We start from the raw sequence: 15,833 nt of genomic DNA, 5'->3' as shown, positions 1-15,833 counted from the left end.
ACCCCTTGACCCCCAGCAGCCCCTTGTAGAACTTCGTGGAGGCGTAGACCGGGTCGCGGATCTGCTCGGGGGTGCCCCAGCCCTGGCTGGGCCGCTGCTGGAACAGGCCCAGCGAGTCCCGGTCGCCGGAGTTGAGGTTGCGGAGCCGGGATTCCTGGATGGCGGTGGCGAGCGCGACGACCTGTCCACGCTCGGGAACCTTCAGAGCGATACCGGTGGCCAGGATCGTTTTCGCGTGGGGGATCTGCTCGGCGGGCAGTTCCAGGCCCTCGATGTGGATCGAGCTGTTGCTGCCCTGGCCGCCGAGGATCGCGGCGACCTGCTTGGCGACCGCGGAGGCATCGACGCTGCTGCCGCCGGGAGTGCAGGCGGCGCTCCTGGAGGCGGCGCCGCTCCCGGCCGCGGCCATGGCGGCGGTGGTGGCGAGGACTAGGGGGGAGAGGCAGAGGACGCCGATGACGGCGGCTACGGCCTTCAACCCGGAGTGCCTCCGCGCTCGCCGGGCAGGGCCGGCGGCCGGGGTTCAGGCAGGGGAGGGCGCATCAATGGCATGACGGTGTCCTTGGAGTGTGTGAAGTCCCGGCCGCGCGGCGTGGTGGAGATGTGAGAAGGGCGCGGTAGGCCGGGTGATGGGTGAGCTGTACCTCGGGGCGTCGCTGCGAGTTGCCGCTCGCGATGACGTCCGGGCGTATCAGGTGTGCCGGGACAAGGGGGTGCCTCCGTGTGGGCATGACGGGGGAGTACGGCCATCGGCGCTGTGTGCACCGGGCAGTTCCAAAACAGTAAGTGCGGATCCCCGGTTGACCAAGAAAAAGATGATCAAGGCTCTATTTCAAGGGTTTTCGCGGCGACCGTGGTCAACCGGGGATCGTGCCCTACAGTTTTGGAACTCCCCCCGCACGACCGCCCTAGGGCCCTATGGCACACCTGTGTCCAAATCCGGGCAGGCGGCTTCGCTGCGGCGAGTAGGAGTTCACCCTCGCCTTTCCCGAACCGATATTGGGGTACCTCTTTGCCTTTCTCCCTGCACCAGGGCGACGCCCTCAGCGTCCTGTCGACCCTCCCGGACGACTGCGTCGACTCCGTCATCACCGACCCGCCGTACAACTCGGGCGGGCGGACGGCGAAGGAGCGCACGACCCGGACGGCCCGGCAGAAGTACACGTCCGCGGACGCCGGCCATGCCCTGCCGGACTTCACCGGCGAGAACATGGACCAGAGGTCTTATGGCTTCTGGCTGACGCAGATCATGACCGAAGCCCAGCGGGCGACCCGCCCCGGCGGCACGGCGCTGCTGTTCACCGACTGGCGCCAGCTGCCCATCACCACCGATGCGATCCAGGCCGCCGGCTGGACGTGGCGCGGGGTCCTGGCCTGGCACAAGCCCGCCGCCCGCCCGCAGAAGGGCCGCTTTACCCAGAATTGTGAATTCATCGTCTGGGGGTCCAACGGGGACATGGACGGCTCCCGCAACGAGGTCTACCTCCCGGGTCTGTACTCCGGGTCGCAGCCGACGGGTCGGAAGCGCCAGCACATCACGCAGAAGCCCGTTTCGGTGATGCGCGAGCTCGTCAAGATCAGCCCGCCGGGCGGCACCGTACTGGACTTCTGCGCCGGATCCGGCTCCACCGGTGTCGCAGCCCTGCTGGAGGGCCGGGACTTCATCGGCGTCGAGAAGACCAAGCACTACGCCGAGATCGCCGCCGACCGGCTCACCGAAGCCCTCCAGCAGACCCATTCCCAGGACGATTTCGTCCTTTCCGCCTGACCCTCACCCGCTTGCAGCGGGGGCAGGAGGGCGATATCTCGTCTTTCTGTCCCCGTCGCGCGGGGGCTTTGTAGCACGTGATCCCCGGTCAGCCAAACCGGGGAATGTGCGGATGGTTGAACTCCAGCCCCTCTTTCAAATTCCAACGTGCCGCATGCGGCTGCGAGGAGAGACCTTTCGTGCTCGAACCCATAGACGGACCCGACGGCCAGCCGATGGATCCGATCCGTGTTCCCGAGGCCGACCTGGAGAGCATCGAGGCCAGCGTCCGCAAGCTCCTGGACCAGTCGGCCCAGCAGGCCCGGCAGCTCGACAGCCTGGCCGCCGCACCACCGGACCCGATGCCCTTCGCCGGCTTCTCCATGCCGGGCCTTCCCGGCATGCCCGCGCCCGTGCTGCCGCCCGACCCGAAGCCGATCCTCGAGCTGGACGGCGAAGAGCGGGAGAACGAACTCGACTCGCTGACCGACTGGGTAGAGGACTTCCTCATGCCGGTCTACGGCGCGGAGATCACCACCGCCGCGCCGTGGTGCGAACGGTGGCAGGAACACCTCGACGTCGTTGCCTGGCTGCACGCCCTGTGGATGGCCTACCAGCAGCACAAGGACCCCGAGGCCGGACCGTCGGGCATGTTCGTGTGGCACCGGGACTTCCTCACCCACGCGATGGCGGCCATCCGCTCGGCCGGCGGACCGCTGTCGGCCTGCCAGACCGACCCCGACCGCCCCGCGCACCGCCTGCTGCAAGGCCCCGGCCGATCCACCCGCCCCACGGCCACCGCGGCCGACGAAACGGGCCACGCCTTCGAGGCAGTCTCGTGAGCGGCAACGACCAACCCGCCTTCGGTCTGACCTTCGACCCCCGCGCCCTGACCGACCTCCTCCAGGCTCCGAGCGACATCCGCGACCTCGCGCTCGCCAAGCTCCAGGACGTCGTCAACGCCAACCTGTTCGGCGGGAAGCTCACCCACGAACTCGACGGGCTCCGCAAGGTCTACGTCGACTCCCGCTCGGCCTGGCGCATCGTCTACGCCACCCGCCGAGCTCCCGAAGGGGCTGCGTTCCGCAGCGAGATCCACGTCGTCGCGGTCCGGCCCCGGGAACAGAGCGACGTCTACCGCACCGCCGCCGCCCGCCTGGGGATCAAACGCCGGCCGGTCGATGCCCTCACCCACGCGGCCAGGGGCCGGTCTCCCCAGCTCGGCACCACTCGCACCATCCCCAAGCCCGGACCCCAGCCCTACGCGGTCCCCGGACTTCCCCAGCCCGCACTTCCCCTCACCCCGAAAGGCCCCACCCGTTGATGCCCTTCCCCAACTTCATCGACAGCTTCGCCACCAACATCACCGGTGCCACACCGCTTGAGACAAACCCTCAGCACCAGGCCCTTCTGGACGCCTTCATCGCTGTCCAGAACTGCGACCGGCGTCTGCTGACCGACATTGCCACCGCGATCGAGACCGGCAAGGGAACCGCCCAGCAGCTGGAAGCATGTGCCGATGCCCTGACCGAGCGCTTCATCGCCGGGGTCGAGCTGTCCAGGCTCCTGTCCGTGGACTGCTGCTGCGCGCAGGATGCCGAACCCTGTGTGCCGTGCGGTCTGGAACAGGGCGAGGAGTGCTGCCAGGACCCTGAACTGCCGGGCAGCCTGCTTGAAGCCTGCCTCGACGTGTTCGCCCAGCTTGGCGATCCGTATGCCGTGGCCTCCGCCGACCTCGTCGACGCCCTTCGAGACCTGCCCGGCACCGCCGGGAACCACTGGCGATACAGCGACCTCACCCAGGCCCGGCTCGCACAGCTCTTGGCCCCGCACGGCATGCGGACCCGCGACATCACCCTGCCGGACGGCCGACGCCGCAAGTCCTACCAGCGCGACGCCCTCCTGGCGGCCATGGGCGTGTGCACCAGCTGCTGAACTCCAACGGTGCCACCCTCGTCCGGACCGCGGCCCTGGCCGACTGGCCGCTCATCGAGGCGTTCCACCGCAAGTGCTCCGAGCAGGCCCTGTACCGCCGCTGGGGCAGGACGCAGATCAGCCGCCGCGACATCGAGCGCCTTCTGGACCACTCCCGCTGCTGGATCGCTCTCCATGCCACCGACGGGGTGGTCGCCCTGGCTTCGGCCGGCCCCCTCAGCCGAGAGCCGGGCGTCTTCGACCTCGGCCTGCAGGTCGCCGACGCCCACCAGCGCCGAGGCATCGGCCTGGCCCTCGCCCGGCACGCCGCCACCCGCGCCCGATCCCGCGGCGCGCACACCCTCTCCGTGTACGCCGAGGCGTCGAACCTGCCGATCCTCGGCCTGGTCCGGCACTTCGGCCACCCCACCACCCTCCGCCACGAGGGCACCCACCTCGACGTCCGCGTACCGCTCCACGGAACCGGTGCCCACTGCCCGGCAATGCCACCACCGGCTCCCTTCTAGGAGGTGACCTTCTCGCCGTCCACCCCGCCCCCGTCGAGAACACCGACCGATCTCGACCACCGCGTCGAGGAGTCCAGCGGCCACGACATCGACAGCCTGTGGACCTACCACGATCGAGGCCTGCTCGATGAACCGCTGCACCAGCTCACCGAAGCCCACCGCGCCCTCGCCGACGCCGAGCGCAGTGTGACCTTCAACCAGAACCGCCTCCAGCGCCTCGCCTCTGGTGACCTGCCCTTCGACCAGGCGCTGTTCACGCGCATCGAGCGGGCCGTCGCGCAGCTCAAGGAGGCCGCCGCCACACGGGACATCCGCCAAGGCCATGCTCTCGCCGTGCTGGAGGCGCTGGACGTCGCGGCCCCGGCGCACACCACGGGGCAGAGCGTGGACCTGCTGGCCCACGAGTTCGCCGCGCTCCTGGCCATCAGCCAGGGAGCGAAGCTCCACCAAAACCTGCAGACCGGGCGGATGGCCGTCGTCACGGCCTCCGGTGCACGCATCGCCCATCCCCTCTACCAGCGCCTGGAGGACGCCCGCCTGGTGGCCCGCGATACCTCCCACCCCCTGCACGCCGGTCAGCCCATCTCGCTCACGGACATCGGCCGCACCACGCTGACCGGCACCACCCGCCGGCCCGCGGTGCCGGCCTCTGCGGTGCCGAGGGCGGGCGCCTGGCCGACCCCTGCCGCGCGGTCTCGCTGACCTTCCGGCGGCCACCAACCCCCTTGTACGAACGGAGCTCCATGCCGCCAACCGATCGCCGTCCTGATTTCCGCCTCGACGGGTTCGAGCCCGTCAGCGAGGCCGTCGAAGAGGCGTTCTGGAATCACCTCGACGCGGAGAGCGAGTCGATGACCACGCTCGCCACCCACCACAGCCCCGATGGCAGCAACAGCTTCTACGTGATCCACGACGGATCCGTCACCTGGGGAACCCCCGGCGATCCCCAGATCATCGCCGCGCACATCAGACGGGACGGCGCCACGGCGACGTACGACTTCGAGCACGCCGAGCTGCCGCTTCCGGCGATGGCCCAGTCCTGGCTCATCCGGCGCGGCTGCCCCGCCGAAGCCATCGCCTTGCCGCCGGGCATGGGGACCACGGCCGCCGACGCGGCCACGGTGGCTCTGCAACAGCGGCTCATGCGCGACGGAGACAACTTCGTGCTGCTCGACAGCCACACCGACGACACCGCGCCTCACACGGAGGTCGTGGTGCTCTTGCAAGCGCTCGGCGAGCGCGTACACAAGCCGTTCCGGGTCCTGCTGGAGCAGGCCGATCTCGACAGCTTCACCCACACCCTGCGCGAGGGCGCCTTCGAGACCTTGGAGGAAGCCGTCGACTGGATGGAGGACCGGTCCACTCCGCTGCCGGCGCCTGCACCGTCCACAGCCCGTACAACGGGCCCGAGCGCCCTCCCGAGCCCCCCGCCGAGGACGCCAGGGCGGACCCGATGAACGCGGCGGGCCCGGAACATAGCAGCACTTCCCCGGTCAGCCAAACCGGGGAATCTCCGGACCCTAGGAACAGGCCCACCACGCAGCAACGGGCGGCCCCTTCACCCTTCCCACCCCATGCCCTCATGGAGAGGACTTCGCCATGCCCGAAGAAGTCGACGACGTGCTCGGCGCATTCACCGAGCAGATCGAATCCCGCTTCCAGATGCCGCTGCACCAGCTCCGCCAGGCGGTGGCCGCGGCGCCCCAGGCGAACGCCCAGGCGACGACCGTGGCCCGCTGGTACGGACTGCTCGAGGAAGCCCAAGCGGCCCTCTCCGCCGCCGAGAACGACCTCCTCGCCGCGTTGGACCGCGCTCCGGCCGGCGAGCTCGACGACCCCGTGATGGCGCTCGCCGACCGCGTGAACACCCTCGTAACCGTGCGCGACGGCCGAGCCATGGTCGTCAGCCACTACCTCAACGACAACGCCCCCGGCAACCGCACACCGGGTCCTTGGCGCGGCACCGCCCGCACCGGGCCCGCCATCGCGACCACCCCCGTACCCCGGCCCGCCGCAGTGCCCGCCGTACCCGTCAGGGGAGGCACGCGATGAGCACCTGGACGAAGCCGTCCAGCCAGGACGCTCACCTCGAAGAGGCCTTCGGCACCCCGGTCGCGCAGCTCTACACCGCTGCGGCGGCAGGTGCCGCCACGCCCGCCGCACAACGGGCTCTGGAACTGCGTTCGTTCCTGGCACTGGCCGAAGAACAGGTTGCCCGCGTCCGCGACCGCGTCCACCGGAACACCGCCCCGGACGCCGACATGGGCACGCTGTCCGCCTCCGAGCTCCGCTTCGATGCGCAATGGATGGACGCAGCCCTCACCGCCCGCACCCAGTACGTCACGGCCCTGCGCGAACTCCTGCGCTCCATGCCGCCCCCGGGCACCGCACGCGAAGGGCCGCCGAAGCTGGACCAGCCATGGGCCACCACCCGTCCCGCCACCGCGACTGCGCCCGTCGGCGTGCGCCCGGCGGCACCGAGCGTGAGAGGCCGCTGATTGACCCACACCACATCCCGGCAGATCACCGAGCACATCGAAACCCTCTACGGCCGCCCGCGCGCCGAACTTGAAGCGCACGCCGACTCCACGACCCACCCGAACATGCTGTCCGCGCTCTTGGCCGCCAACAGCGCCATCGAGTTCGCCGAGACCGACATCGGCTTCCAACTCCAGCGCCTGCGCAAGCTGGTAGACCCCGAGCGCGAAGTCGGACGCCACGACGCCGGCCACATCTTCGACTGCGCCCGCCGCATCGGCGAAGCCGTCGCCGTCCGCGACACCCAGGCCCGGCACGTCTCCGCAGTGCTGCAGAGCCTGCACCGCACCCCCGCGCTGGAGACCACACCCGCCGCCCCGGTCCCACCACCGGCCCCCGCCGCCGTCCCGGCCTCCCGTACCCGCTGAACCTCGTCCCCACCTTCCAGGAGCACCCGCTTTGGCTACCACCGGCCTGCCCGAATCCATATCGTCCGACCTTTCCCGTGTCACCGAGAGCCTGCAGATGCTGTCCCCGCGGTGGAACGTCTGGGTGCTGCTGACCATGTCCGAGAAGCCGCTGCGCTACCGGGAGCTCAAGAGCGCACTGCCTTGGCTCCCCGACGGCCAGCTCCACCCCCGGCTCGTCAGGCTCACCAACTCAGGCCTTCTCGACCGAACCGAGTACGACGCCCAGGACGTGCTGTACGGCCTGTCCGCACGGGGCCGCGAGCTGCTGCCGGTCCTCGGCGTGATCGCTGCCTGGGGCGCCAAGCACCTGGAGAAGGAGATGGTGCTGGACCCGGCGACCGGTCAGCGTGTACCCAAGGCGGTGCCCCGCGCACAGGACATCGAGGACGCCATCGCTCTCATCGCCCCGCGACAGGCCACCCCGATCCTTTGGACACTGCGCGTACGCGGAACCTCCAGCCCCAAGGCCCTGGCCGCCACCGCCATGCCCGACCGCCACCTGACCGGCGTCTACGCCCCGCTCAACCGCCTGGCCGAGGACTTCCTCGTCACCAAGGACCGCGAGGGCCGCGTCGAACTCACGGCCGCCGGCCGAGACCTGGCCCCCGTCTACCAGGCACTGTCCGCCTGGGCCGCTGGCACTCCCCTCACCGAGGCCGTGACCCACCCGGTGTGGGCACCCACACCCACGCAGCCACAAGACCACCCGACGAAGTGGGCCACCACCCAGCCGCGCATCGCGGCGACGCCGACGCCCCAGGCCCGTCCGGCATGGAAGCGCCTCTTCTCCCACACCCCCACCGCGATCGGCCCCGCGGGCGGGCCGGGGACGGGAGGACGCACCCGATGAATCCCAACGACACCCACGCGAAGGCTCTGGTGCCGGCTACGGCCGCTCTGTCCCACCCGGGCCTCATCCGGATCGTCAGCGACCTCGACGACAACGGTCCGCTGGAACGACACCTCCTGAGCCGGACCCTCACCGGCCTCTCCCGCTGGCAGCGACGCCAGGCCTCCGCGGTCGGGCGCGCGCTGGGCCTGCTGCAGGCCTCCACCGACGAAGGCATACCGACCCTGGTCCTCACGCCGGCCGGTGAGGCGCTGGCCGAGGTCTACGACACGGCAGCCCGCTGGGCCCGCACCCACCACCACCCCAGCGACGTCAGCGACTTCGTCACACGGGTCCAGGCCACGCTCGCCCTGCTCGGCTCTGCCCAGCCCCTTCCCGGGCACGCACCGGAGCTGGATTACGACTCCCTGGACGAGCCCAGGACGGCACTCACCTCGTGGATCCGCGACCACGGGGCGACCCTGGCCGCGCAGCTCACCGGTGCCTCCCGCGACGAGATGGAGCTGGCCGCATGAGCACCACACCGCGCTCGGGGGCTATCACCGACCTGGGGACCAGCGAAGTGGCGCGCGTGGTCGGCATGGACCCGAACGTCTGGGCCTTCGCGGCGATGAAGGAAGCACCCGATCATGTGCAGCACATGGTCATGGCCGTGATGGACACGGCTTTCAGCATTGACACCGTGCAGCGGCAGCTCCTGGAGGACGCGGCTCGTGGCGTCGAAGAGCTGAACGCGACTCTCAGCGGCCGTGACATGCGGTGGGGCGGTCACCGCTGGACCGCAGGCCCCCTCGGCAGCCGAGCCGCCCGTATCGAAGCGGCTGGCCTCAGGCGCGGCTCCCTGTTCCGTCAGCTCGACACCCTCCTGGCCCTCTACCAGCAGGCCGTAGCCGAGCCGAGCCCCCCGGCCACTGCTTCGAATGCCCTGGGCGTGACGCCCCCGGCAAAGAACCCGCCGAAGCCGCGCGCACCGCGCCGCTGAACCGTTCCTGTCCTGCTCGCCGCGGCGGGCGTCTTCTTGCGTGAAAGCGACGATGACCGACCTTGTGATCGCCGGCCCACGGCACGCCCTCCTCCCGCAGCTGTCCCTGCTGCGCCGCATCTACCTCCCGCGTACTGCCGATGCCGGGGCGTTTGCCATGAGCACGTACGGCATCCCGCTGATCGTGCTGGCCACCACCCGTTCAGCAACCCTCACCGGGCTGGCGTTCGCGCTGGAGTGGATTCCCCGCCTCGCCGCGTTCTCGCTGGCTGGGACGATGGTCGACCGGCACGGAACGAAGAGGGTCTTCCGTGTCGCCTCCGTGCTGCGGGCTCTCGTGGTCCTGGCTGCGGCGGTCATCCTGCCCACCCAGGCTGGCGGCCCCGGAGCGACGATCACGGTGATGGCGCTCGCCGCGATCACCGGCGTGGCCACCGAGTTCTCCTACATCGCGGCCGAGACGGCCGGGGCGGCGGCCAGCAAGGACGCGGGGGAGCGGGCCCACCGGGTGCAGTCGGCGCTCCTGGGCATCGACCAGACCGCTACCCTTGCCGGTCCCGCAGCCGCCGGATTCCTCCTGCACTGGGCTGGAGTCACCGGCACCCTGATCACCATCGCCGCCTGCTCCCTCCTGGGCGCCGCCCTCGCACCCTGGCACCGCGAGACCCGCCTGGCCCCGGCCGCCGCGTCCGCGCTCACCGGACTGCGCACCGGATGGAAGACCCTCGTCTCCCTGCCGGCCCTCGCGTGGCTGATCGCCGGACTCACCGTCTCCAACCTGGCCACCGGCATGCTCCAGGCCGCCGCCCCGATCATCGTCGTTCAGCACCTGGGCTACTCCAGCGCCGCCGTCGGCGTGATCTGGTCGGCCGCCGCCGCAGCCTCCCTCGTCACGGTCGCCTGCTGCCGCTTCGCCATCGACCGCGTCGGCCTGTGGCCCACCGGGGCCGCCAGCGCGCTGGTCGCAGCCCTGGCCGGCCTCGCCGTCTCCCAGGCCGGTACCTACCACCAACTCCTCGTACTGACCGCCGTACTGATGGCCGGCGAGGGCGGCATGACCGTCGTCCTGCGCACCCTGCGCTCCCACCTCATCCCCGAGCGGGTCTTCGGCGCCACCCTCAGCATCACCATCCTGATCATGCTCGCCCCGTTCCCGCTCGCCGGAATCCTCGTCGCCCTCACCCCCGCAGCGGCACTCGGACACGTCCTGACCGGCTGCGCCGCCCTCCAGGCCATCGGCCTCCTCGCCGCGTTCTGGCGCCTTCGCCAAGAACCCGCCATGCGCCACCACCGCTCTCCCGCGCACAAGCGGGCCTGACCTTCCCACTGCTCACCCGACCAGGGAGCCCCATGCCTCCGAACTCTTCGGCCATCTCCTCGCTCCACGCGGACCAGGCAGCCGCCGCGGGAAGCCTCGTCCGCCTGCTCACCGACCGCTTCGACACCCTGGCCACCGCCGAGACCACGGTCCTGGCCCAGACCCTGCTGGCCCACGACGGCCTCGTCGCCGACATCCACCAGCTGCTCCGCGCCGTATCCCACTGGGCGGGCACCACCGGCCCCACCCTCTACGAGGGACCGCTCCTTCTCGAAGTCCAAGACGCACTGGGCAAAGCGGCCGACCAGCTGGAACCGCTGGGGGCCCTCGCCAAGGAGACGTCCTTCCCGCTGTCCCCCTCTCGTAGGCAACCACCACCCGCTGCGGCGGTGCCCGCGTCCCACATCGCGGCCTCTGCCCAAGGCCCCGGCATGCGCCGCTGAACCTCCCCGCCCCGGTAGCTCCTCGCTCCCCGTCTGTTCCGAAAGGCCTCCTGAACCTTGACCCCGTCCAAAAACCTCCGTACTGCCCCGGCTCGCCCCGTCGTCCTGGTCGTCGCGCCCAACGACGAGCTGTACCGCGGCTACTGCCTCGAGTCCGTGGCCGCCGCCTACGACACCGTGGTCATCACGCCGGCCGCCCTCTCCTGGGAGAAGTCCCTCGTCGTCGACCACGAGGTTGCCGACCCGTACGACATCGAGTCGCTGCTGGCAGCGGGGGAGGCGCTGGCCGCACGGCAGCCCATATCCGCCGTGCTCACCTGGAACGAGATGCTCCTGGTGAACACCGCTGTCCTGGCCCAGCACATGCTGGTGGCCACCGACGGCCCGGACGTTCTCCACGGATGCCGTGACAAGTCCCTCAGCCGCGAGCTCTTCGACCTCCACAGGGTTCCCTCCGCCCGGTCGATGAAGTCCGCCGGCCTCCTGGAGGCAGCCCTCGCTGCCGAGTTCATCGGCTACCCCGTCGTCGTCAAACCGTCCGGGCAGGCCGGCAGCGTCGGCGTCATCCGCGTCGACCGTGCCGAAGAACTCGCCGCCGGCTTCGAGTTCGCGACCGAAGGGGCGAGCCTGTGGGGCGGCGAGTCCACCGACGTCCTGGTCGAGGAGTACCTCGACGGCGAAGAGATATCCGTCGAATGCGTCACCCACCACGGAGTCACCACCCCGGTCGCCGTCACCCGTAAGCAGCTGGCCTTCGCCCCGTACTTCGAGGAAGTCGGCCACACCGTGGACGGGTCCGACCCCCTGCTCCGCCGCGTCGGCCCCGTCGCCCAGGCCGCCATCGCCGCCCTGGGGATCACCACCGGCATCCAGCACGTGGAGATGCGCCTCACGGCCACCGGCCCGCGGATCATCGAAGTGAACGGCAGGATCGGCGGCGACCTGATCGGCAAGCTCGTCCTGCTCGCCACCGGCATCGACCTGCCGCGCGCCGCCGCCGACCTCGCCCTCGGCCTCCAGCCCGACCTCACCCCCACCCGGCAGCAGGCCGCAGCCGTCGCCCTCCTCTACCCCGAGGTCTCCGGCACCGTCGTCGCCCGCGGCATCGACCCGGAGTTCGCGAAGGCCACCGACTGGCTGGAGCAGACCAGCTGGATCCTCTCCCCGGGCGAACAGGTCACCCTGCCGCCGGAGGGCGACGTCGATGTCGCCCGCGTCGGCCTCCTCGTCGTCACCGCCCCCGACGCCGACCAGGCCGCAGCACGCATCCAGGCCGCCCGCGACCACCTCACGATCACCGTCACGCCGACCGCGTAGCCGCCACCCACCCCAGCCTCCTGGACTGCTCTTTGACCGACATCGCACCTGACCCGATCGAGGGCGACGTCTACGTCACCCCCCGCTACCTGGCCGGCAGCGCCTGGATCGGAGACCCAGCCCTCCAACCCCTGTTCGAACTCGGCTGGGACCGCCACCACGACGACGTCGGAAACCTGTACGTCGCCTCCCCGGACCGCAAGGTCCGGCTCGGCTTCCTCCCCGAAGGCGACGATGACGGCCTGTGGCGCATCACGGCCTACCGCGACCCCTTCGCTGCTCCCGCCTGGGGAGTGTGCTTCAGCGACATGACCCCCACGGAGCTGGTCACCGCCTTCACCACCGCCCTCGCCGCCGCGTACACCCAGGGCCCCGACGCTTACCTCGACAAGGAGCCGCGCGACCGGTTCGAGGCCGTAGACCCGCTCCTGAAGGGAGGTTGGGAACTCCAGCACCCCCGTTGGGGCGTTCTGGAACTCCAGAGCGGGGACGGCCTGGCAGGCCTGGAGTACGTCACCGGCCGGCTCGACGAGACCAAGGAGCTGACCACCTTGGAGGCTCGCTGGTACATGTGGGGCGGCCCGAAGGGGCCCCGCTGGTACGCCACCGCCTCCACCGGCACCCCAGTCCACCTGGTTACCGCGATCACCACCGCCCTGGCCGACCCGGCCCCCGTTCCTCGCTGGCAGGAAGGGATCCTCTCCTCGCTGCTCCCGCACATCCAGCTCACGCCGATCGTCCCGCCCCCGCCGCCGGCGCCCACTCCGCTCGATGTGCACCGCCGCACGGCGGCCCGACCGCGGCCGGCGCTCACCACTACTAGCGTGCCGCGCTGGAGCACCAGCACCACCCCAGCACCCGCCCGCCGCTGACCATGACCTGGAGGTTCACCTGTCCCTGCACGCACCGGAGTTCTTCGCCGAACTCCAGCCACCCTTCCCCGTCGGCGCAGTCGTCGGGAACACCTACTACGGCAGCCCCGCAGCCGATTCCCCGATACGGATCCGCATCGACTTCCAGAGCACGATCCGCCACCGGGAATACGGCGGCCTGAGCCTGGCGGCCATCCATCCCGACCGGGGAACCCTGGACACGGCCTACCTCTCCTTCGCCGACCACCAGACCTTCGCCCGGCGTGACGCCGCAAAGGGCATCGGCCCCGGATGGGACGGCTACGCCCGCATCCGCGACTGGCACGAGAACGGGCCCCCGCCCTGGAAGGGCGCCGACCTGACCGGCCTCCGCCGCGCCATCACGCACTACACCCAGATCTGGGCTCCGGCTCCGGCACCCGATCACTCCCGCCCGAGTCTGCCCACCCTGCCTACCGCGCGCCCCGCCGCCGGCCGCTCTCGCTGACCTCCGGCCTCCTACGCCGCCCCGGCACACCGCCCTCCACGATCAAGGACACCACTACCTCCATGCACTCCAGCGCCACCAGCCGCTTCCCGACCGTAGTCACCGCAACCGTGGCGGCCCTCGTGGCGAGCACCCTGCTCAGCGCCCCGACCGCCTGGGCGGAAGCCCCCGAACCGCAGCCCGGCACCGTCGAGGTCACCAAGAAGGACCCCGACGGAGCCCTCCTCGCAGGCGTCGAGTTCAACCTGCTCGACACCCTCAACGGGACCAAGGCCCTGACCGGCAAGACCAACGCGGACGGCGTCCTTCGCTTCGAAGGCGTCGCCCCCGGCGTCTGGCGACTCAAGGAGACCGCCACCGGCAGCCCGCTCCACGACCTCGCACCGGACCAGGACGTCATCGTCACCCCCGGACAGACCGTGAAGCTCGCCATCGTCGACCCGTTCAAGCCCGCCGACCTCACGGTCACCAAGACCGACAAGGCCAGCGGCAAGCCGCTGGCCGGCGCCGTCATCAACATCATTCCCGCCTCCGGCGACGGCAAGCCGCTCACCCTGACCACCGGCAAGGACGGCACTGCCACGACCAAGCTCCCGGTTACCGCCCGCGCCGGCACCAGCTACACCGCCACCGAGACCAAGGCCCCCGACGGCTACCAGCTGAACTCCACCCCGGCGAAGATCACCGCCAAGCCCGGCGCCCCGGTCACCGCCGCCTTCACCAACACGAAGAAGGAGCAGCCGACCCAGCCGCCCACCACCCCGGCACCTACCCCGACGAACCCCACCACCCCGCCCGCCACACCGTCGGGCAAGCCGACCCCGAGCACGCCGGCCACCTCCCAGCCCCCCACCAGCTCCGCGGCCCCCACCCCGGAACAGACCACCTCCAGCACCTCCTCGCCCGCCCCCACGGGCTCCCTCGCCCAGACCGGCGCGGACGCCACCGGATGGCTGCTCGCCGGAGCGGGAGTGCTGATCGCCGCAGGCGGAGGCGCACTGATCGCCGTACGTCGGCGCCGCGATGCTGACAAGGATGACCAGACCACCGGCTGACCAGACCGCCACCCAGAACTGATCACCAACGCCAAGGCCCCAGGAACCGAGCCCGACCGGTTCCTGGGGCCTTCGCGCGTCTCCGCTGCGGGCTGCTCGCCAGCAGACGTCCCTCTCCGCCCTGACCGCGGAACTCGTGGGCTCCACGGAATCGGGTACTCAACTGCTGCAGTGTGGTCCGACAGTCGCGGCGCATGTCGAACGCTCCGCCGGCGAATCGACCTGCTCACAGCGCAGTCGAACTGTCGGGCCGAGATGCTCGCGGCCCTTGCCCGGATCAGCCTGGGCTGCCTCGAAAGCGTCGGTGTCGAGATCCAGTGACGTTTACCGAGTCGAGATCGGGGCGCGGGGCCTGGCCGGGCACGGGGTCCTGCCAGGTGGACGGCGGGCGATCCCCCGCAGTCCGCCCGAGGGTGGGAGCAATGGCAGGCGCACTCCGGTCCCAAACGCTGGGGACCAACACCCTGTTCTCTCCGTAGTGCACCTTGATGCTGTCCTGGCGCGTCGTGCGCATCCACAACGGAGCCCCAATCAGGATGCGGCTGACGCCCTCCAACTCCGGTTCTCCTCGGAGGTTCCAGCGGCTCGGCGTGAGCGTCACGTCCTTGTAGATGACGGCCACGTACTCAGTCGCGTCGAACCCCATAACCGTGTAGCCGCGGGTTTCGGGACGCCCCCGGTGATCAGCCAGGGCTCCGTAGATGCCCTGCGTCAGCGCGACCTTGAGGATCTCCAGGGCAGCCCCCTCATCGTCGAGCGAATACGCCGGTCCCCTCCTGGCGCTCGCCTCCGCGCCCCTGAGGGCCATGAACTCCTCGATCAACGGAGCATTCGACGAGGTCCATCCGCCGGCAGAGTCTTCCTCCGGGACCTCGTAACCCCTCAGGTTCTTCAGGCTCCCGAACAGGCAGAGGTCGACACGGCGGCCCTGCTGAGTGACGGTCTGTATGTGCGTCAGGGCGGTTCGCCCCGGAAGGCGGTGCTCCGGAAACCCCCACCGCTGGAACTCCGCCACCTCGGCCCAGCCCGCTCCCTGAACGTACTGCCCGGAAGTCGGGGCGTCGAAATCCGTGACGATAGACCTGCGGAGCTTCCTCTTAAGCTTCTCGGCAACGTCGAAAGTGGTGTTCTCGCGGTCCCGGCTGGCGAGATTGACGCCGTTCCCCGCCAGACCAAGATTCAAGGCGGGCTTGATGCGATGGTCCAGTCGAATCCCGTTGTCGTCGATCACCTCACCGACGAGCCTCTCGGACCAGTAGACGTATCTGCCTACAGGCTTGGGCAAGGCCGACCTCCGCAGGAAATCAGGCCCGGCTACGGACGCGAGGCCACTGACCCTGCAAGACGATCGCCAGACGGCACCAGTTCCCGAT

At 70.4% G+C, this 15,833-nt stretch carries 20 protein-coding genes and 1 pseudogene; 19 read left to right on the top strand and 2 right to left on the bottom strand.

Annotated elements, in window-relative coordinates:
- Positions 1-478 (bottom strand): annotated as a pseudogene (locus ACFV0Q_RS01875) (hypothetical protein); the annotation flags it as partial.
- A 534-nt stretch (positions 479-1,012) separates the two neighbouring features.
- Between ACFV0Q_RS01875 and ACFV0Q_RS01870 the strand changes: the two are divergent.
- The 19 genes from ACFV0Q_RS01870 to ACFV0Q_RS01780 all read left to right on the top strand — a co-directional run bounded on the left by ACFV0Q_RS01870 (position 1,013) and on the right by ACFV0Q_RS01780 (position 14,460).
- Positions 1,013-1,768 carry a DNA-methyltransferase gene (locus ACFV0Q_RS01870; protein WP_384998898.1) on the top strand — a complete coding sequence of 252 codons (756 nt, stop codon included), beginning with the start codon at positions 1,013-1,015 and terminating at the stop codon, positions 1,766-1,768.
- A gap of 215 nt (positions 1,769-1,983) precedes the next feature.
- Positions 1,984-2,589, top strand: coding sequence for a DUF4913 domain-containing protein (locus ACFV0Q_RS01865; RefSeq protein WP_384998913.1), 606 nt, complete (start codon positions 1,984-1,986; stop codon positions 2,587-2,589).
- Positions 2,586-3,071 (top strand): type II toxin-antitoxin system RelE/ParE family toxin, encoded by a 486-nt coding sequence (locus tag ACFV0Q_RS01860; RefSeq protein ID WP_384998894.1) that lies wholly within the window; start codon positions 2,586-2,588, stop codon positions 3,069-3,071. Before ACFV0Q_RS01865 ends, ACFV0Q_RS01860 begins: the two co-directional genes overlap by 4 nt.
- The gene (locus tag ACFV0Q_RS01855; RefSeq protein ID WP_384998891.1) at positions 3,071-3,682 is read left to right on the top strand and encodes a DUF3631 domain-containing protein; all 612 of its coding nucleotides are present in this window, start codon (positions 3,071-3,073) and stop codon (positions 3,680-3,682) included. The genes ACFV0Q_RS01860 and ACFV0Q_RS01855 overlap by 1 nt, the downstream gene beginning before the upstream one ends.
- Positions 3,667-4,188: a GNAT family N-acetyltransferase gene (locus tag ACFV0Q_RS01850; RefSeq protein WP_384998888.1), complete on the top strand. Its 522-nt coding sequence runs from the start codon at positions 3,667-3,669 to the stop codon at positions 4,186-4,188. Before ACFV0Q_RS01855 ends, ACFV0Q_RS01850 begins: the two co-directional genes overlap by 16 nt.
- Before the next feature lie 3 nt (positions 4,189-4,191).
- The gene (locus ACFV0Q_RS01845; RefSeq protein WP_384998885.1) at positions 4,192-4,890 is read left to right on the top strand and encodes a hypothetical protein; all 699 of its coding nucleotides are present in this window, start codon (positions 4,192-4,194) and stop codon (positions 4,888-4,890) included.
- A 41-nt stretch (positions 4,891-4,931) separates the two neighbouring features.
- A complete protein-coding gene (locus ACFV0Q_RS01840) occupies positions 4,932-5,645 on the top strand; it encodes a hypothetical protein (RefSeq protein ID WP_384998883.1) in 714 nt (237 codons plus the stop codon).
- A 142-nt stretch (positions 5,646-5,787) separates the two neighbouring features.
- Complete coding sequence (locus ACFV0Q_RS01835; protein WP_384998880.1) at positions 5,788-6,240, top strand: hypothetical protein; 453 nt, start codon at positions 5,788-5,790, stop codon at positions 6,238-6,240.
- Entirely contained in the window at positions 6,237-6,686 is a 450-nt protein-coding gene (locus ACFV0Q_RS01830) for a hypothetical protein (protein ID WP_384998877.1), read from the top strand. The genes ACFV0Q_RS01835 and ACFV0Q_RS01830 overlap by 4 nt, the downstream gene beginning before the upstream one ends.
- On the top strand, positions 6,687-7,094 hold the full coding sequence (locus ACFV0Q_RS01825; protein WP_384998874.1) for a hypothetical protein: 408 nt from the start codon (positions 6,687-6,689) through the stop codon (positions 7,092-7,094).
- Between the two features lie 31 nt (positions 7,095-7,125).
- A complete protein-coding gene (locus tag ACFV0Q_RS01820) occupies positions 7,126-7,986 on the top strand; it encodes a winged helix-turn-helix transcriptional regulator (protein WP_384998871.1) in 861 nt (286 codons plus the stop codon).
- Positions 7,983-8,501, top strand: a complete 519-nt coding sequence (locus tag ACFV0Q_RS01815) for a hypothetical protein (RefSeq protein ID WP_384998868.1) — start codon at positions 7,983-7,985, stop codon at positions 8,499-8,501. The genes ACFV0Q_RS01820 and ACFV0Q_RS01815 overlap by 4 nt, the downstream gene beginning before the upstream one ends.
- On the top strand, positions 8,498-8,968 hold the full coding sequence (locus ACFV0Q_RS01810) for a hypothetical protein (protein WP_384998865.1): 471 nt from the start codon (positions 8,498-8,500) through the stop codon (positions 8,966-8,968). Before ACFV0Q_RS01815 ends, ACFV0Q_RS01810 begins: the two co-directional genes overlap by 4 nt.
- 52 nt (positions 8,969-9,020) lie before the next feature.
- Complete coding sequence (locus ACFV0Q_RS01805) at positions 9,021-10,286, top strand: MFS transporter (protein ID WP_384998862.1); 1,266 nt, start codon at positions 9,021-9,023, stop codon at positions 10,284-10,286.
- Between the two features lie 32 nt (positions 10,287-10,318).
- A complete protein-coding gene (locus tag ACFV0Q_RS01800) occupies positions 10,319-10,729 on the top strand; it encodes a hypothetical protein (RefSeq protein WP_384998859.1) in 411 nt (136 codons plus the stop codon).
- Positions 10,730-10,786: 57 nt separating this feature from the next.
- A complete protein-coding gene (locus ACFV0Q_RS01795; protein WP_384998855.1) occupies positions 10,787-12,046 on the top strand; it encodes an acetyl-CoA carboxylase biotin carboxylase subunit family protein in 1,260 nt (419 codons plus the stop codon).
- Positions 12,047-12,078: 32 nt separating this feature from the next.
- Complete coding sequence (locus tag ACFV0Q_RS01790) at positions 12,079-12,918, top strand: DUF317 domain-containing protein (RefSeq protein WP_384998852.1); 840 nt, start codon at positions 12,079-12,081, stop codon at positions 12,916-12,918.
- Positions 12,818-13,405, top strand: coding sequence for a hypothetical protein (locus tag ACFV0Q_RS01785; protein WP_384998849.1), 588 nt, complete (start codon positions 12,818-12,820; stop codon positions 13,403-13,405). The genes ACFV0Q_RS01790 and ACFV0Q_RS01785 overlap by 101 nt, the downstream gene beginning before the upstream one ends.
- A gap of 62 nt (positions 13,406-13,467) precedes the next feature.
- Positions 13,468-14,460 (top strand): SpaA isopeptide-forming pilin-related protein, encoded by a 993-nt coding sequence (locus ACFV0Q_RS01780; protein WP_384998846.1) that lies wholly within the window; start codon positions 13,468-13,470, stop codon positions 14,458-14,460.
- 277 nt (positions 14,461-14,737) lie between these two features.
- Here ACFV0Q_RS01780 and ACFV0Q_RS01775 read toward each other — a convergent pair whose 3' ends face one another.
- Complete coding sequence (locus tag ACFV0Q_RS01775; RefSeq protein WP_384998843.1) at positions 14,738-15,745, bottom strand: hypothetical protein; 1,008 nt, start codon at positions 15,743-15,745, stop codon at positions 14,738-14,740.
- Between the last annotated feature and the right edge of the window lie 88 nt (positions 15,746-15,833).

It is taken from the genome of Streptomyces sp. NPDC059564 (genome assembly GCF_042735575.1).
GTDB lineage: Bacteria > Actinomycetota > Actinomycetes > Streptomycetales > Streptomycetaceae > Streptomyces.
Note: the sequence above shows the minus strand (reverse complement) of the source record. Positions and strands in the feature narration are given on the sequence as shown.

What these genes read in the sequence shown, in the direction of transcription:
- ACFV0Q_RS01865 (WP_384998913.1), top strand. Translation starts at nt 1,984, where the DNA reads ATGGATCCGATCCGTGTTCCCGAGGCCGACCTGGAGAGCATCGAGGCC.
- ACFV0Q_RS01840 (WP_384998883.1), top strand. Translation starts at nt 4,932, where the DNA reads ATGCCGCCAACCGATCGCCGTCCTGATTTCCGCCTCGACGGGTTCGAG.
- ACFV0Q_RS01855 (WP_384998891.1), top strand. Translation starts at nt 3,071, where the DNA reads ATGCCCTTCCCCAACTTCATCGACAGCTTCGCCACCAACATCACCGGT.
- ACFV0Q_RS01830 (WP_384998877.1), top strand. Translation starts at nt 6,237, where the DNA reads ATGAGCACCTGGACGAAGCCGTCCAGCCAGGACGCTCACCTCGAAGAG.
- ACFV0Q_RS01780 (WP_384998846.1), top strand. Translation starts at nt 13,468, where the DNA reads ATGCACTCCAGCGCCACCAGCCGCTTCCCGACCGTAGTCACCGCAACC.
- ACFV0Q_RS01835 (WP_384998880.1), top strand. Translation starts at nt 5,788, where the DNA reads ATGCCCGAAGAAGTCGACGACGTGCTCGGCGCATTCACCGAGCAGATC.
- ACFV0Q_RS01810 (WP_384998865.1), top strand. Translation starts at nt 8,498, where the DNA reads ATGAGCACCACACCGCGCTCGGGGGCTATCACCGACCTGGGGACCAGC.
- ACFV0Q_RS01815 (WP_384998868.1), top strand. Translation starts at nt 7,983, where the DNA reads ATGAATCCCAACGACACCCACGCGAAGGCTCTGGTGCCGGCTACGGCC.
- ACFV0Q_RS01805 (WP_384998862.1), top strand. Translation starts at nt 9,021, where the DNA reads ATGACCGACCTTGTGATCGCCGGCCCACGGCACGCCCTCCTCCCGCAG.
- ACFV0Q_RS01785 (WP_384998849.1), top strand. Translation starts at nt 12,818, where the DNA reads ATGTGCACCGCCGCACGGCGGCCCGACCGCGGCCGGCGCTCACCACTA.
- ACFV0Q_RS01800 (WP_384998859.1), top strand. Translation starts at nt 10,319, where the DNA reads ATGCCTCCGAACTCTTCGGCCATCTCCTCGCTCCACGCGGACCAGGCA.